Source organism: Mycobacterium shunyiense, assembly GCF_058270035.1.
On record NZ_JBZDPT010000015.1, the window covers coordinates 79,545 to 101,555 of the forward strand.

Here is a 22,011-nt window from a genome sequence, read left to right on the forward strand (position 1 = left end):
GATGATGGTCTTGTGAGTACGTCGGCGTCCAGTCCCACCAAACGCGGTGAGCTGCGCATATATCTGGGTGCGGCGCCCGGCGTGGGGAAGACTTTCGCGATGCTCGGCGAGGCGCACCGCCGTCTCGAACGCGGCACCGACGTCGTCGCCGCGGTGGTCGAGACCCACGGGCGCAAGAAAACCGCCGATCTGATCGACGGCATCGAGATCATCCCGCCGCGCTACGTCGAGTATCGGGGAGGCACCTTTCCCGAACTCGACGTGGCCGCGGTGCTGGCCCGCAACCCGCAGGTGGTGCTGGTCGACGAGCTCGCCCACACCAACACCCCGGGCAGCAAGAACCCCAAACGTTGGCAGGACGTCGAGGAACTGCTGGCCGCCGGCATCACCGTGATCTCGACGGTCAACGTGCAGCACCTGGAAAGCCTCAACGACGTGGTCACCCAGATCACCGGAATCGAGCAGCAGGAGAAGGTTCCCGACGAGATCGTCCGGGCGGCCGACCAGATCGAGCTGGTCGACATCACCCCGGAGGCACTGCGGCGCAGGCTGTCCCACGGCAACGTGTACGCGCCCGAACGTGTCGATGCCGCCCTGTCCAACTACTTCCGGCGCGGAAACCTCACCGCGCTAAGGGAATTGGCCCTGCTGTGGTTGGCCGATCAGGTCGACGCCGCGCTGGCCAAGTACCGCGCCGACAACAAGATCACCGACACCTGGGAAGCCCGGGAACGCGTCGTCGTCGCCGTCACCGGCGGTGCCGAGTCGGAAACCCTGGTGCGCAGGGCCTCGCGCATCGCCTCGAAGTCCAGCGCCGAGCTGATGGTGGTCCACGTTGTTGGCGGAGACGGGCTTTCGGGTGTCTCGGCGCCGCAGATGGGGAAGGTCCGGGAGCTGGCCGCCAGCCTGGGCGCCACCGTGCACACCGTCGTCGGCGACGACGTACCCGCGGCCCTGCTGGATTTCGCCCGCGAACGCAACGCCACCCAGTTGGTGCTCGGCACCTCGCGGCGGTCCCGATGGGCCCGGATTTTCGAGGAAGGCATCGGGCCCGCTGTGGTGCAGCAATCGGGCAAGATCGATGTCCACATGGTGACCCACGACCAGGCCCGTCGCGGGTTCGGCTGGGCAACCGCCACACCCCGGCAACGCCACGTCGTGTCCTGGCTTGCGGCCCTGGTGGTTCCGTCCGCCATCTGCCTGCTGATCGTCGGGGTACTGGATCCGATTCTCGGGGTCAGCGGCGAGAGCGCGCTGTTCTTCATCGGTGTACTGGTCGTGGCGCTTCTGGGTGGTGTCGCGCCCGCGGGGCTGTCGGCCCTGCTGTCCGGTCTGCTGTTGAACTACTTCCTGGTGGCGCCGCGGCACACGTTCACCATCTCCGAACCCGACAGCGCGGTCACGGTGGTCGTGCTGCTGCTGGTCGCGGTGGCGGTGGCGGCTCTGGTCGACGGAGCGGCGAGCCGGGCCCGCGAAGCCAGGAAGGCCTCGCAGGAGGCCGAACTGCTGACCCTGTTCGCGGGGTCGGTGCTCCGCGGCGCCGACCTCACCACCCTGCTGGAACGCCTGCGCGAGACGTACTCCCAACGCGCGGTGAGCCTGCTGCGCGAACAGAACGGAACCGCCGAGATCGTCGCGTGCGTCGGCACCAAGCCGTGTGCCGAGGTGGACACCGCCGACACCGCGATCGAGGTCGGAGACGACGAGTTCTGGCTGTTGATGGCCGGACGCAAACTCGCCGCCCGTGACCGCCGCGTGCTCAGCGCAGTCGCCAAACAGGCTGCCGGACTGGTCAAACAACGCGAGCTCACCGAGGAGGCGGGCAAGGCCGCAGCGATCGCGCAGGCCGACGAACTGCGCCGGTCGCTGCTCTCGGCGGTCAGCCACGACCTGCGCACCCCGCTGGCCGCGGCCAAGGCGGCGGCGTCGAGTCTGCGCAGCGAGGACATCGACTTCTCCGCCGAGGACACCGCCGAACTGCTGGCCACCATCGAGGAATCCGTCGACGCGCTCACCGCGCTCGTGGGCAACCTGCTGGACTCCTCCCGCCTGTCAGCCGGGGTGGTCCGCCCCGAGCTGCGCCGGGTGTATCTGGAGGAGAACGTGCAGCGGGCACTGCTCGGAATCAGCAAGGGCGCCACCGGATTCACCCGCGAAGGTCTGGACCGGGTGAAGGTCGAGGTCGGCGATGCCGTCGCGATGGCCGACGCCGGGCTACTGGAGCGGGTGCTGGCCAACCTGATCGACAATGCCCTGAGGTATGCGCCCGACGGCCCCATCCGGGTCAGCGCCGGTCAGGTGGCCGACCGGGTACTGATCGCGGTGATCGACGAAGGGCCCGGAATGCCGCGCGGCGCCGAGGAACAACTCTTCGCGCCGTTCCAGCGACTCGGCGACCACAACACCACCATCGGTGTCGGCCTGGGGCTGTCCGTCGCGCGCGGTTTCGTCGAAGCCATGGGCGGCACCATCTCGGCGACCGACACCCCCGGCGGCGGTCTGACCGTCGAAATCGACCTTGCCGCACCGCCAAAGGACGAATCTGCATGACATCCACCACCGCACCCAAGACCCGCGTCCTGGTGATCGACGACGAACCTCAGATCCTGCGTGCGCTGCGGATCAACCTGTCGGTGCGCGGCTACGAGGTCGACACTGCCACCGACGGCGGACAGGGACTGCGCGCCGCGGCCGATCACCGGCCCGACGTGATCGTGCTCGACCTCGGTCTACCCGACATGTCAGGCATCGAGGTCCTGGCCGGCCTTCGCGGTTGGCTCTCGGCACCGGTGATCGTGCTCTCGGCCCGCACCGACTCGTCCGACAAGGTCGAGGCGCTCGATGCCGGCGCCGACGACTACGTCACCAAACCGTTCGGCATGGACGAGTTCCTGGCCCGGCTCCGGGCGGCCGTGCGCCGCGGGGCGGCGGCTTCCGAAACCGATGAGCCCGTCATTGAAACCTCGTCGTTCACGGTGGATCTCGCCGCCAAGAAGGTGACGAAGAACAATCACGAAGTACATCTCACCCCCACCGAGTGGGGCATGCTGGAGATGCTGGTGCGCAACCGCGGCAAGTTGGTGGGCCGCGAGGAACTGTTGCGTGAGGTGTGGGGTCCGGCCTACGCCAAGGAGACCCATTACCTACGGGTGTACCTCGCGCAGCTGCGCCGCAAGCTCGAAGACGATCCGTCGCATCCGGTGCACCTGCTGACCGAGGCCGGGATGGGCTACCGCTTCCAGGAGTAGCCGCTCATGGCACCAGCGTCGCCGCAATCCTGACCCGGCCCGTCGGCATCTGTGTGAGTATCGGGCCACCCGACCATTGGCCTCCTCGCGGTGAGCGGCAGGATGGCGTGGCTTATTTCGGCTCGACGCGACGCTCGGCCAACGCCGCCAATCGCTCAGTGCATTCGCGATTCCGGGGGTAGGCGGCCAGCAGAGCCAGCCGCCGCGGAATCAGGTTCAATGGTCCACCGGCCGGGACCTCGGCCATCTCGATACGCGACCCGGTTTCGGTATCGGTGAGCCGCAATACGATCCGGGCTTTTCCGAACGGCCTGGTCTTGGCGAGCAGCACCAACTCGCGGGTCGGCGCACAGGATTCGACCTCCGTCTCGTCGTTGACCACCACCGGCCAGATGCCGATGGTGTGGTGAATGCGGCTGCCGGGGGCCGGCCAGGAGGAGTCGACAGCGCGCATGCGCGTGTTCCCAACCACCCACTGTGAATACGTCCAGCCGTCGGCGATGACGTCCCATACCTGTTGTCGAGTGGCCGTCGTGTCGCGTTTGACGACCAGGTGGCTGTCCGAAGCGACCGGGGAAGATTCCACGACGCACGCTCCTTTCGGTGTCAGTGCCGTCCGTCGCTCCGGCGATCAACCGGTGCAGCACGGCTTCGACGCTGGGCTACCCGGCAGCGCCAGAGTCAAACGCGCCTGCCGGTCGCAGACAAAATGGCACCGCTTGTCGCTCATTCGCAGGGTTGCACGGCCGTTGCAAGTGACGCAGATTACGGTTTGCGGTATGTCCGGTACTCGCGCCCGTTTCCGCAGCCTTTTCGAGGCCAGCCTCAACGACCCGGCCACGTTCTGGGCCGACGCTGCCAAGGCGGTGACCTGGACTTCCGAGCCGCAGCGCGTACTCGACGACACCAACCCGCCGTTCTACCGCTGGTTCCCCGACGCCGAGCTCAACACCTGCGCCAACGCCCTGGACCGCCACGTCGCCGAGCGCGGCGAACAGGCCGCACTGATCTACGACTCCCCTGTCACCGGCACCAAGGCCACCTACACCTACCGCGAGCTGCGCGACGACACCGCCCGGTTCGCCGGTGCCCTGCGTGAGCTCGGGGTGAACAAGGGCGACCTCGTGGTGATCTACATGCCGATGGTCCCCGAGGCGGTCATCGCGATGCTGGCCTGTGCCCGCCTCGGCGCGGTGCACTCGGTGGTGTTCGGCGGGTTCGCCGCCCACGAGCTGGCCACCCGCATCGACGACGCCCGTCCCGTGGTCGTGGTCAGCGCATCCTGCGGCATCGAGCCGACCCGCATCATCGAGTACAAGCCGATGCTGGATGCCGCGCTCGACATCGCCGAGCACAAGCCCAGGGCCTGCGTCATCCTGCAGCGCGAGCAGAGTCCGTGCGAATTGGTCGACGGGCGCGATCACGACTGGCAGCAGCTGGCGGCCGACGCTGCACCGGTCGATCCGGTGCCGGTCGCCGCCACCGATCCGCTGTACGTGCTCTACACCTCGGGCACGACCGGCAAGCCCAAAGGCATCGTCCGTGACAACGGCGGCCATGCGGTGGCCCTGCTGTGGAGCATGCGCAACATCTACGACGTGGCACCCGGCGACGTCTTCTGGGCGGCCTCCGACGTCGGCTGGGTGGTCGGGCACTCCTACATCGTGTACGCCCCACTGCTCCTGGGCGCGACAACCGTTCTCTACGAAGGCAAACCGATCGGCACCCCCGATGCCGGGGCGTTCTGGCGGGTGGCCGCCGAGTACGGCGTCAAGGCGCTCTTCACCGCCCCGACCGCGATCCGCGCCATCAAGAAGGAAGACCCCGACGCCACGCGACTGGCCGATTACGACCTGTCCGGGCTCAAGTACCTGTTCCAGGCCGGCGAGCGCCTCGACCCCGACACCTATCACTGGGCCGCCGACAAACTCGGCATCCCGGTGGTCGACCACTGGTGGCAGACCGAGACCGGATGGGCGATCGCGGCCGACCCGATGGGCGTCGAACCCCTGCCCATCAAGGCCGGTTCGGCCACGGTGCCGATGCCCGGCTACGACGTGCAGATCCTGCGTTCCGACGGCACCCGGTGCGAGGCCGGAGAGGAAGGCGCGATCTGCGTCAAGCTGCCGCTCCCGCCCGGCACGTTGCCCACACTGTGGGGCGACGACCACCGCTACGTCGCGTCGTATCTGTCGGCGTTCACCGGCTACTACCTCACCGGCGACGGGGGCTACATCGACTCCGACGGCTATCTATTCGTGATGGGCCGCACCGACGACGTGATCAACGTGGCCGGGCACCGCCTGTCCACCGGATCGATCGAGGCCGTACTCGCCGACCATCCGTCGGTGGCCGAATGCGCGGTGATCGGAGTCGCCGACGAGCTCAAGGGCCAGGTGCCACGCGGGTTCGTGGTGCTCAAGACCGGGGCCTCGACCGAGGGGATCACCCAGGAGCTGGTCGACCGGGTGCGGGACAACATCGGCGCGGTGGCGGTTTTCAAGAAGGTCGACGTGGTGGCGGCGCTGCCGAAGACCCGCTCGGGCAAGATCCTGCGGAAGACCATGCGCGGTATCGCCGACGGGCTCGACGAGCCGGTGCCCTCCACCATCGAGGATCCCGCGGTGCTCGACGCGCTCAAGAACGTGCTGCGGCCCTAGTTTCTTCCGCGAGCAGACGTTGCGGTACCCGGAAATGGGGTTACCCGGGTACTTTCACGTCTGCTCGCGCCAGGGAAGTCGGGGCCACGCGCGGCTGCTCAACAGTCGCAGCCCGTTGAGGGCGACGAGCATGGTCGATCCCTCGTGACCGGCCACCCCGAGCGGTAACGGCAAGTGCCCGAACAGGTCCCAGATCACCAGGACGGTGATGACGGTGGCGGCGATCACCAGGTTGGCGCTCACCAGGCGCCGGGCCCGCCGGGCCAACGTGACCACCGCGCCGATCGTCGACAGGTCGTCGCCGACCGTGACCGCGTCAGCCGTGTCGACCGTCAGATCGGCACCGCTGCGCCCCATCGCCATCGAGGAATGGGCGGACGCCATGGCCGGTGCATCGTTGATCCCGTCGCCCACCATCAGCACGCGCCGTCCACCGGATTCCAACTCCCGGACCGCAGCGGCCTTGTCGTCGGGCAGCAGACCACCCCGCACATCCTCGATGCCCAGCTGCTCGGCGAGCCGCGACGCCGCCACCTGGTTGTCACCGGTGAGCAGAACCGGCTGACATCCGGTGAGCGCGTGCAGCTTCCGGACCGCATCCGCGGCACCCGGGCGCACCCGATCCTGCAGACCCACCACCCCGCTCGCCTCCCCGTCGACCGTGACGACGACAGCAGTCGCCCCGGTGGCCTCGATCTCGGCCACGTCCGGGACCGCTGGGCCTCGATACGTCGCCGGACTCAGGACCTCGACGGTGCGCCCATCGACGACCGCCCGGACACCACGACCCGCGCGGGCGGTGAAATCGGTGGCCTCCGGAATCCGGATGCCTCGTATCACCGCCTCGGCGACGATGGCGCGTCCGATGGGATGCTCGCTGAATTGCTCTGCGGCAGCGGCAGTTGCGAGGACGTCGCCGCTGTCGCCACCGGGCAGCCCCACGATCTGCACGACACGCGGGGCTCCCGTGGTCAAGGTCCCGGTCTTGTCGAGCACGACGACGTCGGTATCGGCCAGTCGTTCCATGGCGACCGCGGACTTCACCAGCACTCCGTGCCGGCTGGCATTGGCGATCGAGCACAACAGCGGCGGCATGGTCGCGAGCACCACAGCACACGGCGACGCCACGATCATGAACGTCATGGCGCGCAGCAGAGTTGAGCGCAGATCCGCACCCAACACCAACGGCACCGCGAACAGCGCCAGGGTGGCAGCCACCACCAGCACCGAATAGCGTTGTTCGATCTTCTCGATGAACAGCTGCGTGGTGGCCTTGGTTGCCGAAGCCTCGGCGACCGCCGCGACGATGCGCGCCATCACCGTGCTCGAAGGGTCGCGGGTGACGGTGACCTGCATGGCCCCGGTGGTGTTGAGCGTCCCGGCGAAGACGTCGTCGCCCACCTGTTTGGCGACCGGCAACGGTTCACCGGTGATCGAGGACTGGTCGACGTCCGAGGATCCACCGAACACGGTGCCGTCAGCCGAGATTCGTTCCCCGGGCCGGATGAGGATTCGGTCACCGAGGCGCAGAGAACCTGCGGCGACGACGCGATGGGTGCCGTCCTCGTCGAGGACGGTCGCGTCGGCCGGAGCCAGGTCGAGTAGACCACGCACCGAACGTTCGGTGCGTGCGGTGGCCACGTCCTCCAGCGCGCCCGACGTCGCGAAGATGACGATCAGAAGCGCGCCGTCGAACACCTGCCCGATGGCTGCCGCACCGATCGCCGCGAGGATCATCAGCAGGTCGACATCGAGCGTGCGGGCACGCAGCGCCTGCACACCGGATACCGCCGACTGCCAGCCGCCGGCGAGATAACACGCCAGATACAGGGTCCACCACAGCGGTTGCGGAGCATTCGCCGCTTGCGCGAGCACGCCGCACAGCATCAGCACAAGGGCTGCGGCCGCCCAACGCACCGAATCCAGGGACCACATCCATGCACCGACACCGCGTGAACCTGCGGGCCCCGCGTCGGCGCCGGACAGCGGCGACCGGTCGGTCGACAGAGCGGTCATCGACGACACCTCTCGTTCGTGCTCGGCCCCTACAGCGCATACATTTATACATGTAAAGATTGAAATGTATCAACCATGTTTGTTCCGCATGCTTGAATGAGTGCCATGGGCCACGGAGTTGAGGGGCACGCGACGCCGGCAGCGTCCCTCGACGCCGCCTCCGCGACCAAAGTCGCCGAGACGCTGCAGGCCCTGGCCTCCCCCAACCGATTGCTGATCCTGACCCGACTCCGGGAATCGCCGTGCTCGGTCACCGAACTGTCCGCCGCAGTCGGCATGGAGCAACCCGCGGTTTCCAATCAACTCCGGTTATTGCGGGCGCTAGGCCTCGTCACCGGTGACAGGTCCGGTCGCAACATCGTGTACCGGCTCTACGACAACCACGTCGCCCTACTGCTCGACGAGGCCATCTACCACATCGAGCACCTCCGGCTCGGCGCCCGCGACACCTCCGCCTGAGCCCCTAAAGCCGCCGCAGCCAAAGAGTTTCACGCACTGTTCACCGGCGTGTCCGCAGCCGAAATAACCGTCGCGCAAAAAGCCGCGCAGTTTAGGGAATCCTTTATTTTCACCGTGGAGCGAACTATTGTGAAGTCGTTATATGTTGATGTCCGCCCATACTCGGGAGTTTGCTGCCGGTCATACCGGCGGCACCCGAACAGTGAGGAGTTGAACGACGATGCGCATGGCAACCAAGGGATCCTGCACCTGTCGCTGTAATGCCTGCGACGGTGGCCACCACTGCGGAAACCCCCCGAACTGCAACGCACGGCGCTGACGCCGTCGGTGGCCTGTCGTCCGGGCAACCGGCGACAGGTCACCACCCGTAGCCCCTACGCCGCCTGATCATCGGGCCATCACCTCATCGATCGCACCGATCGGTCGCGCCATTTCGCGCTTCGCCACATTTCTCACCACTCCTGCATCCCGGGTTCTGAGCCATCGCTGTCTTATGCTGCGGCTGTGCTCACCGCGTTGACCTGGGGCCTGGTCGCCGCATCCTCATTGCTCATCGGCGCGGTCGCCGGTGTCGTCCGCGATTGGAATCGACGTCTCGTCGGCCTCGTGCTCGGTTTCGGAGCCGGGGCACTCATCTCCAGCATCTCCTTCGAGCTCGCCGAGGAAGGCTTCCGAGCCAGCGGCGGCTGGGCCGTGGCGCTCGGCCTGGCCCTCGGGGCCGTGGTGTTCTACCTCGCGGACAAAGCAGTAGATCGGATGGGCCGCAAGGGAACCCAGACCGCCGGGTTGCCCCTGCTGCTGGGCGCCCTACTCGACGGCATTCCCGAACAGGCCGCGCTCGGCATCGGAATCGCCACCGGGGCAGGTGTCAGCCTGGCGCTGGTGGTCTCCATCTTCGTGTCGAACCTGCCCGAATCCATCGGGTCGGCCAGCGACATGCGATCCGCCGGAGAACCGGCCCGCCGGATCGTGGGCGGATGGGCCGCGATCGCCGCACTGTGCGCGCTGGCCACCGTGGGCGGCTATCAGCTGCAGGATGTCGCCGGCGCCCAATTGCAAGGCGGGATCAACGGATTCGCCGCCGGTGCACTGCTGGTCATGCTGGTGGGCTCGATGATTCCGGAGGCCACCGAGAAAGCCGGCGAAAACGCCGGTCTGGCGGCCGTCCTGGGATTCGCCGTCGCCGCCGGACTGTCGCTGGCCGGGTGAAGCGCTCGCGGGTTAGGTTCGGCAGGTGACTGCGCAGTGGCACCTGGGGCCCGTCACCGTCGGGGTGCACAACCTGTTCGTCGCCCTCGGGGTGTTCGCCGCCCTGCTCGTGTTCGTCACCGAGGCCCGCCGGCGCGGCGCGGTCAACGAGCAGTCCGTGGTCGCCGCGGCCGGCGCGCTGATCGGTGGTGCGATCGGGATGAGGTTGACCGGGTGGATCCGTCACCTGGACTTCAGCGCCAATCCGACCCTGGCGCAGGCCTGGCAGTTCGGCTCGCGCAGCATCCTCGGCGGACTGCTCGGGGCGTACCTCGGTGTGCTGATCGCCAAGCGTCTCGGCGGTTACCGCGGGAAGACCGGCGACCTGTTCGCACCCGCAGTCGCGCTCGGCATGGCAATCGGCCGCATCGGCTGCCACCTCACCGAAGCGCCCGGACGGCCCACCACACTGCCGTGGGGAATCCACGCCCCGGCCGACACCCCCGAATGTCCCGGATGTCTGGCCGGCCTGGCGATGCATCCGTCGTTTCTGTACGAGATCGCCTTCCAGCTCACCGCATTCGCCGTGTTGCTGTGGCTGCGTCCCCGGATCGTCAGGCCCGGTGAGCTGTTCGTGCTCTACGTCGCGGCCTACGCGGTGTTCCGCTTCCTCGTCGAGTTCGTCCGGGCCAACGGGACGGTGTGGCTGGATCTGACCCGCCCGCAATGGTTCCTGCTGCCATCGCTGCTGATCCTGGGATTTCGCCTGTGGTACGGCTACCGCCGCGGGTACTATCGCAACCCAGCCCGCACTGAGGAGGTGCCCGCATGACGACACCGCCCGATCCTCCCGATGACACGCCTCCCGAGGGCTTCGTTCCACCGCCTTCCGGACCGCCTACCTTCGGCCCCCAAAGCTTTGAACCACAAGGGATCCCACCGGCCTATCACGGCGAGCCCGCTCCGCCACCACCTCCGCCTCAGGGCTACCCCGGATATCCGTACCCGACCGCCTATTCGTACGGCCCACCGCCGAAACCCCCGCAGCGCATCTCCGTCCTCATGGTGATTCTCGGTCCGTTTATCTATGCCGCGCTCAACCTGGTGATCGGATTCGTCGCCTTCATGGGCGCCGGCGCGACCGACAGCGCCGGCGGCAGCGCCAACCTGGTCCTCGGCGGGGCCGCAGTGTTCTTGGCCGCCGTCGCCTTCGGCGGCGGGTTCCTGATGTTGATGTCCAAGAATCCGACGGCAAGGGGCCTCGGCATCGGACTGATGGTGGGCTGGGCCCTGATGTCACTATTCACCGCAGGCTTCTGCACCGGCGTCAACCCGGAGCTGTACGCCCGGTGAGCACCGGGATGGGTTTGCGCGGCGACCGCCTGCACCGCTACGTCACCGCGTTCTGCCCGCACTGCCACAGCGAGGCACCCGAGCGCCCGCTGGCCGACGTCGTGCGCCTGGCCGGCATCCTGGTCGAGCGCGACGGGCATATCTGGCTCGAACGCGGCTGCCGCACACACGGGTTGGTACGCACCCTGTACGACGAGGACCCCGAGATCCTGTCCTACCTCGAGGAGTGGACCGCCCCGACCAAGGCCCACATCCCCGACGTCGCCGGGAACTTCGACCCGATCCCGTCGGCCTACCTGCGTGGCCTGCCCGAGATGCAGACCCAGCACACCTGCATCCTGCTGCAGGACATCGCGGAGACCTGCAACCTGCGCTGCCCCACCTGTTTCACCGACAGTTCGCCCGATCTGCGGCATGTGGTGCCCACCGCTGACGTGCTCGCCAACGTCGATCAGCGGCTGGCCCGCGAGAACGGCCGCATCGACGTCCTGATGCTCAGCGGCGGTGAACCCACTCTGCACCCGAACCTCGCCGAACTGCTCGATGAGCTGGTGGCCCGTCCGATCACCCGAATCCTGATCAACAGCAACGGGGTGCGCATCGCCAACGACGACGCGTTGCTGGATCTGCTCACCGCGCACCGCGAACGCGTCGAGGTGTACCTGCAGTACGACGGTTTGTCCGAGCAGGCCCACCGCCACCACCGCGGTGGCGACCTTCGTCGCACCAAAAGCCAAGCCCTACAACGGCTCTCCGAGCGGGAGATCTTCACAACCCTGGTGATGACGACTGCACTGGGCGTCAACGACGACGAGATCGGCGACATGGTCCGGCTGGCCCTGGACACCCCGTACGTCGGTGGGCTCACCATTCAGCCGCAGTTCGGCTCCGGGCGGTCAGGGGCGATCGACCCCATGCACCGACTGACCCACACCGGGGTGCTCAAGCGGCTGGGACCCCAGACCGGCGGCGCCGTCACCTGGCGCGACCTGACCGCTCTGCCCTGCTCGCACCCGCACTGCTGCTCGGTCGGCTATCTGGTCCGTGACGACAACGACCGGTGGCGCTCGCTGGTATCCCTGATCGGCACCGAGAGTCTCAAGGACAAGCTGGGCCTGGTGTCCAATCGGATCGCCGACGCCGAACTCCCCCGCGAGCTGCGCATGGCCGTTCAGGAGTCACTGCTCGGGCTGCTCTCGGAACAGTCGTCCCTGTCGCACCCTCAAATCGGTGACGTCTGGCGCGCCATCTGCGAGGGCTGCGACCTGGGTATGGGGACACTGCTGACATTGGCGTCCTCGGCACTGCCCGGCCGCCGCCGCAAGATCCGCAAGCTGCTTGGCGAGCGCGTGGTGCGCCTGACCGTCAAACCGTTCATGGATATGTCCACGATGATCGAGGAGCGGCTGACCCAGTGCTGTGTCCACGTCGGCACCCGCTCCGGCCAGTCAGACACTGCCCAACACCAGTGCGCGCCGTTCTGCGCCGTGCAAGCCTGGCCTGCGCTGGGGCGTCAACGGCTGTCCCTGTCAGTAGGCCGGGCACTACCGCTCATCGAGATTCGATGAGCAGGAAAAACGGCTGGTCATCGTCACATTCGGTTCCGACCAGCAGCGTTCGGGACCAGGCCAACGACGCTTTCTGCCAGGCACCGATGGCAGAAACTGTGAACTACTGTTCCTAACCGTCCTCTTAAGCTGATAACTTCGCATGAAGTGGGTGTCCCACTGCCGGGGGGCCTGCCACCTTTCTTTGGACCAGTCAGGAGTGAACGCCTTGAAGAAGACGAACATCAGTACGGCCTTTGCCGGAGCGGCCATCGCCGCCGCGGCGATCGTCGCCAGCGCCCCGATGGCGCTCGTCGCCAGCGCCCCGATGGCGCTCGCCGACGCCGAGGACAGTGCTGTCACCACCGCTGCGCTCGGCGGCCAGGGCAAGCTGGACGGCGGTACCCAGGTCTGGACTGTGACCGACCTGAAGCCCAGCACTGACACCATCAACTACACCCCGCGCGGCACCCTGTGGGAGGTCACTGCGACCAACGAGGCCCTCCAGGGCTCGGTGACGCCGATCGTCTCCAACTTCAACGTCCGCGCCGCCGACGGCCAGAACTACCGCGCGCTGTTCCAGGTGCCCAGCACCCAGGGCGTCAACCCGGCCACCCTCGCCCAGGGCCAGAAGACCAGCGGCAAGATCTACTTCGACGTCACCGGCGACCAGCCGACGTCCGTCGTCTACAACGCCGGCGGCCATGACGTGCTGGCGTGGGACAAGACCGCTACGCCCGCCGCGGCCCCGGCCGCCGGCGCCCCGAAGCGTCCGGCTCCGGCCGCCACCCCGGCACCTGCCGCAGCTCCGGCTGCCGGTGCTCCGAATGCGGCTCCGGCCGCCGCCTCCCCGGCTCCCGCGCCCGCCGCCGTTCCGGCTACGCCCGCCGGCACCGGTGCAGGCAACGCTGCTACCGCGCTCTCGCCGGCCGCGACCCCGGGCGCTCCGGGTGCACCGGCCGCAACCCCCGCCGCTCCTGGCACTCCGGGCGCTCCGGCCGCCACCCCGGCCGGCACCGAAGCGGTTCCGGCCGCTCCGGCCCCGGGCACCGAGTCGACCCCGGTCGCTCACGGCACCCCGGTCGCCGAGGGTGCACCGGCCGCCACCGGTGCGGGTAACGCCGCCACCGCGATCTCGCCGGCCGAAGGTGTGCCCGCCGAGGGTGCGCCCGCCGCCGCTCCTGGTGCTCCTGCTCCGGCTGCTCCCGCCCCCGAGCCCGCACTGGTTCCGGCCGGCACCCAGCCGGTCATCACGCCCGCCCCGGCCCCCGCGGTCGCCCCGGCGAGCAACCACGGGACTGCGTCCTGATCTAGGTAGTCAAGGCGACGGCCGAACGCGGGCAACCGCGTTCGGCCGTTGTTTTATGTGTGGGGTGTTGCGCTGCCCGCTGCGCCGCACCCCACCGCCGTTTTCTACACCAGGGCTGCCGATCGCGTGGTCCAACGACCCCACGGTAGAAAACGATGAGGCGCCGCCGCGTGGCCCGTTCGATCACCCGCCGCGCCCCGCCGCGGTTTTCTACACCAGGGCTGCCGATCGCGTGGGATCACAACCCAGGTGTAGAAATCTGCGCGCGGAGAAGCGCTTTCGAAACGTAAGAAGCGCCATCAGTGCGGGAAAAGGTCAGGCGATCGACAGCGCGATGCCGTCGAGAATGTCGTGCTCGCTGACCACCAGTTCACCGATACCGGCCCGATCGCTGAGAACGGCCGCCAACTCCTCGACGATGATCGCACCACCACCGATCACGTCAGCGCGGCCGGCATGCATCGGCCCGAGCGCGAGGCGTTCGGCCTTGGTCATTCCGATCAACCGCTCACAAACTCCGAGCAGATCATCGAAACCTATGCGGGACAAGTGAATTGCCTCGGGATCGTATTCGGTCATCCGCTGCGCCAGCGCCGAGAGCGTGGTCATCGTCCCGGCCACACCCACCCATGTGTGAGCACCGTCGACCGGCACCACCGCAAGCGCCTCGGCCAGGCCGTCACGAGCCACCAGCCGCGCCTGCTCCACCTGGTCCGCGGTGGGGGGGTCGGAGTGCAGGCACCGTTCGGTGAGCCGCACACAACCGATGTCGGCAGAAAAGCTCGCCTGTACGGCCGTCTCGCCCAGCACCAGTTCGGTGGAGCCGCCACCTAAATCGACCACGACGAAAGGTCCTGCGGCAGGGTCGAGTTCACCGACCGCACCACGGAACGACAGCTCGGCCTCCTCGGTACCGGTGATCACCTCGGCCACCGATCCCGGGACCACCTTGCCCAGCAGACGTGCGGTCATCGCGAAGAACTCGTCACGGTTACCGGCGTCCCGCGCGGCCGACGTGGCGACCATGCGTACCGCGGTCACCGAATGCTCGATCATCAGCGCCACATAGTCAGCAAGCGCGGATTCGGTGCGCGCCAAGGCTTCCGGAGCGAACTGTCCGGTGGCGTCGACGCCCTGCCCCAGCCGTACGACCCGCATCTCACGGTGCACATCGTGAAGCTTGCCGTCCACCAGATCGGCGATCAACAGGCGGATCGAGTTGGTGCCACAGTCAATTGCGCCGACCCGGCGCGGGCCGTCAATTGCGCCGACCCGACTCAAACCCACACCTCTCGATCCAAGATTCCTGCCATCGCCGGCTCGACCGCGAGCACTGCGAGCGCTTCGTCGCCAAAGGGGTTGACACCGGGACCTTTTGCCAACGAATGGGCCATCACCACATGGAGGCACTTCACGCGGTCGGGCATGCCGCCGCCGGTGAACGTGGTGCCCAGCGATTCGATCTCGTCCCGCTCGGCCAGATACGACTCGTGCGCCCGGCGATACGCGGCGGCCAGGGCCTCATCCTCTTGCAGGCGTTCGGTCATCTCCCGCATCAGCCCGGAGGATTCCAGCCGGCTCGCGGCCGCAGTCAGCGCCGGATGCGTCAGGTAGTACAGCGTCGGGAATGGCGTGCCGTCGGGCAGTTTCGGCGCGGTCTTGACCACGCCGGGTTCGCCGTTGGGGCAGCGGTAGGCGACCTCAAGAACGCCGCGTGGCTCGCGGCCCAATTGCCGTGTCACAGCCTCGATGTCGGCGGGATCAACCATTGGGACCTCTGGACGGCTCGGCTGGTGGCGGAACGGGGGGTGGTGGTGGTCCACCCGGTGCCGGCGGTGGTCCACCGATGGTCGGGGAAACCCCATGGGGCTCATCGGCAATCGTGTGCCACAGCGAGGTGTACCACGGCTGCCCCACGGGCACGGCAGATCCCGGCAGCACAGGCTCGCCCGGTTCGCCCGCCGCGATGGCTCCGGGCGGCAGTTGCACCTGATATGGAGTGTCGCCGGGCATGACGAAGCCGAGCCGCTCCCTGGCCTGGGCCGCGATGTACACCGGGTCGGCCAGTTTGACCTTCTGTTGTTCCAAGTCGGCGATCTTGGCGCGCAACTGCTCCTCGCTGGCCTTGAGTTGTTTCATCTCGGTGCGCTGGGCGAAATAGGTGCGAACCGGACCCGCGATGGTCAGCGTCAGCACACACACCACCGCGGCGAGGATCGCCGCTCGGCGCGCCGTCGACCCGAACCGCTGTTCTGACTGCAGCTCGGCCTGCTGCTGCGCCTGCACCGCAATGGCTTTGGTGACCGTCTCGTCGGCAACCGGTTCCGCCTGTGCCGGTCGGGACTCGGTCGCCCGGCGCCGGGGCTGTGAAGCGCGCGGCCGATTCGACTCCCCAGCCTTACCCGGCTTGCCGGGTCGGGAGGCTGGGGACCGTCGCTTCGGGTCTGGCCGCTTCGCTTCAGGCATCGACGTGTGGGGGCGCAGGCGCCTGCGTTACTTGGCCTCGAACCGAGGGAACGCGAGATCGCCCGCGAAGCGCGCAGCGTCGCCCAGCGCCTCCTCGATACGCAGCAACTGGTTGTACTTGGCCACCCGCTCGCTGCGGGCCGGGGCACCGGTCTTGATCTGACCGCTTCCCACCGCGACCGCGAGGTCGGCGATGGTGGTGTCCTCGGTCTCACCGGAGCGGTGGCTCATCATGGTGCGGTAACCGCTGTTGTGTGCCAGCGCAACGGCATCCAGCGTTTCGGTGAGCGTGCCGATCTGGTTGACCTTCACCAGCAGCGCGTTGGCGGCGCCGCGTTCGATGCCATCCTCGAGGCGTTCCGGGTTGGTGACGAAGAGGTCGTCGCCGACCAGCTGGATCTTGTCACCGATGGCCGAGGTCAGCGCCACCCAACCGTCCCAATCGTCCTCGGACAGGGGGTCCTCGATCGAGACCAGCGGGTAGGAGTCGAGCAGGCCGGCGTAGAACTCCGCCATCTGCTCGGCGGTGCGGGTTTCCTTTTCGAAGGCGTAACCCGTGCCGTCCGTGTAGAACTCGGTGGCGGCGACGTCCAGCGCGAGTGCCACATCGCTGCCCAGCTTGAACCCGGTGGCCTCGATGGCCGTGGCGATCAGGTCCAGGGCGGCCTTGGTGCCCGCGACGTCGGGGGCGAAGCCGCCCTCATCGCCGAGACCGGTGGACAGGCCCTGCTTCTTGAGCACGGACTTGAGCGAGTGGTAGACCTCGGTACCCCAGCGCAGCGACTCCTTGAAGGAGGGAGCGCCGATCGGGGCGACCATGAACTCCTGGACGTCCACCCCGGTATCGGCGTGAGCGCCGCCGTTGAGGATGTTCATCATCGGCACCGGAAGGATGTGCGCGTTCGGACCACCGAGGTAGCGGAACAGCGGCAGCGCGGCGCTGTCGGCCGCGGCCTTGGCCACCGCCAGCGAGACGCCGAGGATCGCGTTGGCGCCGAGACGCGACTTGTCCGGGGTGCCGTCCAGATCCAGCAGCGCCTGGTCGACGAGACGCTGATCGTCGGCGGCCAGGCCGATGATCGCCGGGGCGATCTCGTCGAGAACGGCCTCAACCGCCTTCTCGACGCCCTTACCGCCGTAGCGGGAGCCGCCGTCGCGCAGCTCCACCGCTTCGTGCTCACCGGTCGACGCGCCCGACGGCACTGCCGCCCGAGCGAACGTGCCGTCGGTCAGGGCCACCTCGACCTCGACCGTCGGGTTGCCACGGGAGTCGAGGATCTCGCGGGCTCCAACCTGCTCGATGATGGGCACTGGCTTCTCCTTATTGAGTCCGGCGTGTAGGGATGAGACTAGATCGTGGCGGGCGCGACGGCGTGTTTGGGCTTGTCACGCGGGTCACCCACGCGCGTCACAAGCCGTGGCCACCGGCATACGCCGTCGCCCAGTCACGGACCATCCGGGCGTACTGGTCGGAGTTGTTGTAGGCCTTCAGCGCCGTCATCCAGCCCCGCGGCGTGGACAGGTCCTTGCCATACCAGCACAGCAGGCCGGCGGCCGAGAGCGCGGCGTCATCGAAGTTATCCGGGCTCACGACCCCGTCGTTGTTGGCGTCCACCCCGAAATGACCCCAGGTCTCCGGGATGAACTGCATCGGCCCCATGGCCCGGTCCATCAGCGGATCCCCATCGAGCTTGCCCTTGTCGGTGTCAGGAATGCGCAGGTTGCCGGCCGTCCCATCCAACTGGACGCCGCGGATCGGCGGCGTGACGTCGCCGTTGCGGGCGATCATCGCGCCGCGGTAGGTGCCGTGGTGACTCTCGACCATGCCGATGCCGGCCAAGGTGGTCCAGGCCACCTTGCAGTTGGGGTTCTCCACCTGGGCGACGCGCGCGGCGTAGGCGTAGGCCTCCAGGGCGTTGACGGGCATGCCCATCGCGGGCGCTCGCTGCGCCGCCCATTCGTGGAGCTGATCGGCCGGTCGGCCCTTGGCATAGGTATCGATCGCAGGCACCGCATCCCCGGCCGGCGGTGGCACACCTTCGGGAATTGGGGTCCCCAGATGCCACGAACAGCTGGATGCCAACAGCAGCGCTGTCGCAGCAATAACGGCGACAGCCCGCAGCCAACGCACTGGCGACACCGGACTCCCTCAACCCCGCTCGGTCTGATTGGCCATCGTCGCATGCGCGACCGTGGACGCGTCGGGCGACGGGGGCGTGCCGGAAGAACGGCAGGTGAAGTCAGCCGGTCCCACAGACCCCCCTGCTAAGGTGAGCCACGCCTTGCTATGGCAAGGCAAGGCTACATTTTTCACGGTGCTTTCACCCCGGTCGAACGAGGACGATTTGATGACTGTCATCTCGGACGTTCCGACCAGCACGCTGGCCGCCTCCAACGTCACATCGCAGGTATTCGGCAGTGGCCTGATCGGTTTGCGGGAAGGCCTCGAAGCCGCCATCGTGGTCTCGATCCTGGTGGCGTTTCTGGTCAAATCCGAACGCCGCGACGCGCTCAAATGGGTGTGGCTGGGAGTCGGCGCCGCGATTGCCATGACCGTCACCGTCTTCCTCGTGATCCAGTTCGGTGAGAACACCATCAGCGGACTGGGCGCCGAAGCCATCGCCGGCATCGCCTCACTGATCGCCGTCGTCATCGTCACCACCATGGTGCTGTGGATGAAGAAGGCGTCGGCCTCGATGTCGGGCCAGCTGCGCGGCGACATGTCGCAGGCGCTGGAGACCGGCGGCCTGGCGGTGGCACTGCTGGCCTTCCTGGCGGTGGGGCGTGAAGGGGTCGAGACCGCGCTGTTCATGGTCGGCTACGCCGAAGCCGAGACGTTGTGGCCGCTGATGGGTCTGATCATCGGTGTGCTGATCGCCGCCGCGATCGCCTACGGCATGTACGCCGGAGCCGTCCGGATCAACCTCGCCAAGTTCTTCAAATACACCGGCATCTTCCTGATCGTGGTGGCCGCCGGAATCCTGGCCTACGGCATCAAGGCGCTGCAGACCGTCAGCTGGATCCCCGGGCTCAGCGCCAAGGCCTTCGACATGAGCGGTGCGTTCGACTGGTCGGCCTGGTACGGCGAGATCATCCAGGGCGTCTTCAACATCGACCCCACACCGACCGTGCTGCAGTTCGGTGCGTGGGTGGCCTACATCGTGGTGGTGCTGGCGCTGTTCCTGAAGCCGGTGCGCGCCCACAGCGCCGCCTCCGGCGCCTCAACCACTTCCGAGCCGTCCTCCGAGTCGACCGTCGAGCCGGAGACCTCCACCGCACCCGAAAGGTCGACCAAGTGAAGATGACCCCTGTCGTCAAGACCGGATTCGCGGCCACCGCCGCGGTGCTGGCCGGCATTTCGATGAGCGCCTGCCAGGCCAAGGAGACCACCAGCGGCGACGACGCCAAGGCGGGCACGATCACCGTCGACGCCTCCGACACCGAGTGCAAGCTGTCCGGGACAACCGCGACCACCGGGCCCAGCACCTTCGAGGTCACCAACACCGGCGACAAGGTCACCGAGTTCTACGTCTACGGCGAGGGCGAGCGGGTCATGGGCGAGGTGGAGAACATCTCCCCCGGACTCAGGCGGCAGCTGATCGTTCAACTCACCCAGCCCGGCACGTACCAGACCTCGTGCCGGCCCGGCATGGTCGGCGAGGGCATCCGCGGCAACTTCGAGGTCACCGGCGAGGCCGTGCAGGTCGATACCGAGGGCAAGTTCAAGGACGCCGCCGACAACTACAAGCGCTACGTGATCAGCCAGGTCGACGCCCTGGTTCCGGCGACCGAGGAATTTGTCGCCGCGGTCAAGGCCAAGGACGTCGAAAAGGCCAAGGCGCACTACCCGACCTCGCGCGTCTACTGGGAGCGCATCGAGCCGGTCGCCGAATCCTTCCCCAATGACCTCGATCCGCGAGTCGACCTGCGTGAGGCCGACCTCGAGCCCGGGCAGAAGTGGACCGGCTTCCACGCGCTGGAGAAGCAGCTGTGGGTCACCGGCCTGCAACCGGACGCCAACGCCCTCGGCGATCAGCTGATCGCCGACGTCAAGGAACTCCAGGCCGGGGTCAAGGCACCGGACTGGACCATCGACTCCACCCAGATCGCCGGTGGTGCACAGGGTCTGCTCGACGAGATCGCCATGAGCAAGATCAGCGGCGAAGAGGACATCTTCAGCCACACCGACCTGTGGGACTTCCGGGCCAACGTCGAAGGTTCGCAGACCGCGGTGGCCTCGGTGCGGCCGATCCTCGACGAGCGCGACGCCGAGCTGGGCAAGCGGGTGGACGCCCGCTTTGCCGACGTCGAGAAGTTGCTGGAGAAGTATCGTGACGGCGACGGCTTCGTCTCCTACGACAAGGTGACCGAGCCGCAACGCCAGGAACTGTCGCGCGCCATCGACGCGCTGAGCAAAGAAGTGAGCCAGGTACAGGGTGTCATCGCCAAGCAGTGATTCTCCGGAATCCACCTCGGATGCCGAGCAGTCCGCAGGATTCTCCCGGCGCAAGCTGTTCGGCGCCGCCGGGGTCACCGCCGCGGTAGTCGGTGCGGCCGGCGCCGGTGCGCTGGCCGGCCGCGCTTCGGCGGCCAGCGTCCCGCACGGTGTCCTGCAGGGGCCGGTCCCGTTTCGAGGTGACCGGCAGGCAGGCATCATCACCGAGGCGCAGGACCGGATGCACTTCTGCTCCTTCGATGTCACCACCGACAACCGCGAGGACGTCGTTGCACTGCTAAAGCAGTGGACGCAGATGGCCGAGCGGATGACGCGCGGTGAGGAGACCGAAGACGGCGGCGCCGTGGACGGCAATCCGTATGCGCCACCCTCGGATACCGGTGAGGCACTGGGACTTCCGGCCTCACAGCTGACCCTGACGATCGGGTTCGGGCCGTCGTTCTTCCGCAAGGACGGTAAGGACCGCTTCGGCATCGCCGACAAGCAGCCCGCCGAACTCAAGGATCTGCCGAAGTTCCCCAACGAAACCATGGATCCGGCCCGTAGCGGGGGCGACATCTGCGTCCAGGCGTGCGCCAACGATCCCCAGGTCGCGGTGCATGCGATCCGCAACCTGGCCCGCGTCGGGTTCGGCACGGTCGCGGTGCGGTACTCACAGCTGGGGTTCGGCCGTACCTCGTCGACCACCCGGGACCAGGCCACCCCACGAAACCTGTTCGGGTTCAAGGACGGAACGAACAACCTCAAGTCCGATCAGACCGATCTGCTCGACAAGAACGTCTGGGTGGGCGAGGGTGACGGGCCGGCCTGGCTCACCGGCGGCAGCTACCTGATCACCCGACGGATCCGGATGCGCATCGAGAACTGGGATCGCACCACACTTCTGGAGCAGGAGCGGGTGATCGGCCGGCAGAAGGGCAGCGGCGCCCCCAACGGGTTGCAGCAGGAATTCGACGAGCTCAATTTCGAGATCACCGACGGCAAGGGCGATCCGAAGATCGACAAGGACGCCCATGTTCGGCTGGCCTCGGCCGACCACCTCGGCGGCATCGAGATCCTGCGTCGCGGCTACAACTTCACCGACGGTTCGGACGGCTTCGGCCACCTGGACGCGGGCCTGTTCTTCATCGCGTTCGTGCGCAGTCCCGAGAAGCAGTTCATCCCGATGCAGCGGGAACTGTCCCGCAAGGACGCGCTCAACGAGTACATCACCCATACGGGGACGGCCATCTTCGCCTGCCCGCCCGGGCTGCGTGACGGTGACAGCTCGGGGTACTGGGGTTCGACGCTGTTCGAGTGAGGCACTGAC

Annotated in this window: 19 protein-coding genes; 12 read left to right on the top strand and 7 right to left on the bottom strand. The window is 67.6% G+C overall.

The window, feature by feature from the left end; all coding sequences use genetic code 11:
• Nucleotides 1-12: 12 nt before the first annotated feature.
• Together AC4ELS_RS10905 and AC4ELS_RS10910 are read left to right on the top strand one after the other, a co-directional pair.
• On the top strand, nucleotides 13-2,550 hold the full coding sequence (locus AC4ELS_RS10905; protein ID WP_499047349.1) for a DUF4118 domain-containing protein: 2,538 nt from the start codon (nucleotides 13-15) through the stop codon (nucleotides 2,548-2,550).
• The gene (locus AC4ELS_RS10910) at nucleotides 2,547-3,248 is read left to right on the top strand and encodes a response regulator (RefSeq protein WP_454791718.1); all 702 of its coding nucleotides are present in this window, start codon (nucleotides 2,547-2,549) and stop codon (nucleotides 3,246-3,248) included. Before AC4ELS_RS10905 ends, AC4ELS_RS10910 begins: the two co-directional genes overlap by 4 nt.
• 112 nt (nucleotides 3,249-3,360) lie before the next feature.
• Here the strand turns inward: AC4ELS_RS10910 and AC4ELS_RS10915 are convergent, their stop codons facing one another.
• Nucleotides 3,361-3,834, bottom strand: coding sequence for an SRPBCC family protein (locus tag AC4ELS_RS10915; RefSeq protein ID WP_174554274.1), 474 nt, complete (start codon nucleotides 3,832-3,834; stop codon nucleotides 3,361-3,363).
• 193 nt (nucleotides 3,835-4,027) lie between these two features.
• Here AC4ELS_RS10915 and AC4ELS_RS10920 point away from each other — a divergent pair, with 193 nt between their 5' ends.
• The gene (locus tag AC4ELS_RS10920) at nucleotides 4,028-5,908 is read left to right on the top strand and encodes a propionyl-CoA synthetase (RefSeq protein WP_498889271.1); all 1,881 of its coding nucleotides are present in this window, start codon (nucleotides 4,028-4,030) and stop codon (nucleotides 5,906-5,908) included.
• A gap of 54 nt (nucleotides 5,909-5,962) precedes the next feature.
• Here the strand turns inward: AC4ELS_RS10920 and AC4ELS_RS10925 are convergent, their stop codons facing one another.
• Nucleotides 5,963-7,924 carry a heavy metal translocating P-type ATPase gene (locus AC4ELS_RS10925; RefSeq protein WP_499047352.1) on the bottom strand — a complete coding sequence of 654 codons (1,962 nt, stop codon included), beginning with the start codon at nucleotides 7,922-7,924 and terminating at the stop codon, nucleotides 5,963-5,965.
• Nucleotides 7,925-8,029: 105 nt separating this feature from the next.
• Between AC4ELS_RS10925 and AC4ELS_RS10930 the strand changes: the two genes are divergently transcribed.
• From AC4ELS_RS10930 to AC4ELS_RS10955, 6 genes are all read left to right on the top strand, one after another.
• A complete protein-coding gene (locus AC4ELS_RS10930) occupies nucleotides 8,030-8,383 on the top strand; it encodes an ArsR/SmtB family transcription factor (RefSeq protein ID WP_055120635.1) in 354 nt (117 codons plus the stop codon).
• 504 nt (nucleotides 8,384-8,887) lie between these two features.
• Nucleotides 8,888-9,592 carry a ZIP family metal transporter gene (locus tag AC4ELS_RS10935; RefSeq protein WP_064887116.1) on the top strand — a complete coding sequence of 235 codons (705 nt, stop codon included), beginning with the start codon at nucleotides 8,888-8,890 and terminating at the stop codon, nucleotides 9,590-9,592.
• Between the two features lie 25 nt (nucleotides 9,593-9,617).
• A complete protein-coding gene (locus AC4ELS_RS10940) occupies nucleotides 9,618-10,403 on the top strand; it encodes a prolipoprotein diacylglyceryl transferase (protein ID WP_463805484.1) in 786 nt (261 codons plus the stop codon).
• Nucleotides 10,400-10,924 (top strand): hypothetical protein, encoded by a 525-nt coding sequence (locus AC4ELS_RS10945; protein ID WP_448442083.1) that lies wholly within the window; start codon nucleotides 10,400-10,402, stop codon nucleotides 10,922-10,924. Before AC4ELS_RS10940 ends, AC4ELS_RS10945 begins: the two co-directional genes overlap by 4 nt.
• Nucleotides 10,925-10,932: 8 nt before the next feature.
• Nucleotides 10,933-12,492: a radical SAM protein gene (locus AC4ELS_RS10950; RefSeq protein WP_448442386.1), complete on the top strand. Its 1,560-nt coding sequence runs from the start codon at nucleotides 10,933-10,935 to the stop codon at nucleotides 12,490-12,492.
• A 208-nt stretch (nucleotides 12,493-12,700) separates the two neighbouring features.
• Entirely contained in the window at nucleotides 12,701-13,780 is a 1,080-nt protein-coding gene (locus AC4ELS_RS10955) for an MPT63 family protein (protein WP_499047355.1), read from the top strand.
• Nucleotides 13,781-14,095: 315 nt separating this feature from the next.
• Here the strand turns inward: AC4ELS_RS10955 and AC4ELS_RS10960 are convergent, their stop codons facing one another.
• The 5 genes from AC4ELS_RS10960 to AC4ELS_RS10980 all read right to left on the bottom strand — a co-directional run bounded on the left by AC4ELS_RS10960 (nucleotide 14,096) and on the right by AC4ELS_RS10980 (nucleotide 18,386).
• Complete coding sequence (locus AC4ELS_RS10960) at nucleotides 14,096-15,061, bottom strand: Ppx/GppA phosphatase family protein (protein WP_498889267.1); 966 nt, start codon at nucleotides 15,059-15,061, stop codon at nucleotides 14,096-14,098.
• Nucleotides 15,058-15,549 carry a DUF501 domain-containing protein gene (locus AC4ELS_RS10965; RefSeq protein WP_055116926.1) on the bottom strand — a complete coding sequence of 164 codons (492 nt, stop codon included), beginning with the start codon at nucleotides 15,547-15,549 and terminating at the stop codon, nucleotides 15,058-15,060. The genes AC4ELS_RS10960 and AC4ELS_RS10965 overlap by 4 nt, the downstream gene beginning before the upstream one ends.
• Nucleotides 15,542-16,246, bottom strand: coding sequence for an FtsB family cell division protein (locus AC4ELS_RS10970; RefSeq protein WP_064887111.1), 705 nt, complete (start codon nucleotides 16,244-16,246; stop codon nucleotides 15,542-15,544). The genes AC4ELS_RS10965 and AC4ELS_RS10970 overlap by 8 nt, the downstream gene beginning before the upstream one ends.
• A gap of 27 nt (nucleotides 16,247-16,273) precedes the next feature.
• Complete coding sequence (gene eno / locus AC4ELS_RS10975; RefSeq protein WP_064887110.1) at nucleotides 16,274-17,557, bottom strand: phosphopyruvate hydratase; 1,284 nt, start codon at nucleotides 17,555-17,557, stop codon at nucleotides 16,274-16,276.
• A gap of 97 nt (nucleotides 17,558-17,654) precedes the next feature.
• Complete coding sequence (locus AC4ELS_RS10980; protein WP_448442078.1) at nucleotides 17,655-18,386, bottom strand: lytic transglycosylase domain-containing protein; 732 nt, start codon at nucleotides 18,384-18,386, stop codon at nucleotides 17,655-17,657.
• A gap of 208 nt (nucleotides 18,387-18,594) precedes the next feature.
• Between AC4ELS_RS10980 and efeU the strand changes: the two genes are divergently transcribed.
• Genes efeU through efeB form a run of 3 tightly spaced genes read left to right on the top strand, consistent with a single transcriptional unit; the run spans nucleotide 18,595 to nucleotide 22,002 of the window.
• Nucleotides 18,595-19,545: an iron uptake transporter permease EfeU gene (gene efeU / locus AC4ELS_RS10985; protein WP_499047358.1), complete on the top strand. Its 951-nt coding sequence runs from the start codon at nucleotides 18,595-18,597 to the stop codon at nucleotides 19,543-19,545.
• Nucleotides 19,542-20,702, top strand: coding sequence for an iron uptake system protein EfeO (efeO, locus tag AC4ELS_RS10990; RefSeq protein WP_064887107.1), 1,161 nt, complete (start codon nucleotides 19,542-19,544; stop codon nucleotides 20,700-20,702). Before efeU ends, efeO begins: the two co-directional genes overlap by 4 nt.
• Entirely contained in the window at nucleotides 20,683-22,002 is a 1,320-nt protein-coding gene (gene efeB, locus AC4ELS_RS10995) for an iron uptake transporter deferrochelatase/peroxidase subunit (RefSeq protein WP_499047361.1), read from the top strand. The genes efeO and efeB overlap by 20 nt, the downstream gene beginning before the upstream one ends.
• Nucleotides 22,003-22,011 lie beyond the last annotated feature (9 nt).

Excerpts from the sequence above, each read along its gene's own strand:
- efeU (WP_499047358.1), top strand. The coding sequence starts at position 18,595 with ATGACTGTCATCTCGGACGTTCCGACCAGCACGCTGGCCGCCTCCAAC.
- AC4ELS_RS10970 (WP_064887111.1), bottom strand. The coding sequence starts at position 16,246 with ATGCCTGAAGCGAAGCGGCCAGACCCGAAGCGACGGTCCCCAGCCTCC.
- AC4ELS_RS10920 (WP_498889271.1), top strand. The coding sequence starts at position 4,028 with ATGTCCGGTACTCGCGCCCGTTTCCGCAGCCTTTTCGAGGCCAGCCTC.
- AC4ELS_RS10925 (WP_499047352.1), bottom strand. The coding sequence starts at position 7,924 with ATGACCGCTCTGTCGACCGACCGGTCGCCGCTGTCCGGCGCCGACGCG.
- AC4ELS_RS10945 (WP_448442083.1), top strand. The coding sequence starts at position 10,400 with ATGACGACACCGCCCGATCCTCCCGATGACACGCCTCCCGAGGGCTTC.
- AC4ELS_RS10950 (WP_448442386.1), top strand. The coding sequence starts at position 10,933 with ATGGGTTTGCGCGGCGACCGCCTGCACCGCTACGTCACCGCGTTCTGC.
- AC4ELS_RS10965 (WP_055116926.1), bottom strand. The coding sequence starts at position 15,549 with ATGGTTGATCCCGCCGACATCGAGGCTGTGACACGGCAATTGGGCCGC.
- AC4ELS_RS10910 (WP_454791718.1), top strand. The coding sequence starts at position 2,547 with ATGACATCCACCACCGCACCCAAGACCCGCGTCCTGGTGATCGACGAC.
- AC4ELS_RS10930 (WP_055120635.1), top strand. The coding sequence starts at position 8,030 with ATGGGCCACGGAGTTGAGGGGCACGCGACGCCGGCAGCGTCCCTCGAC.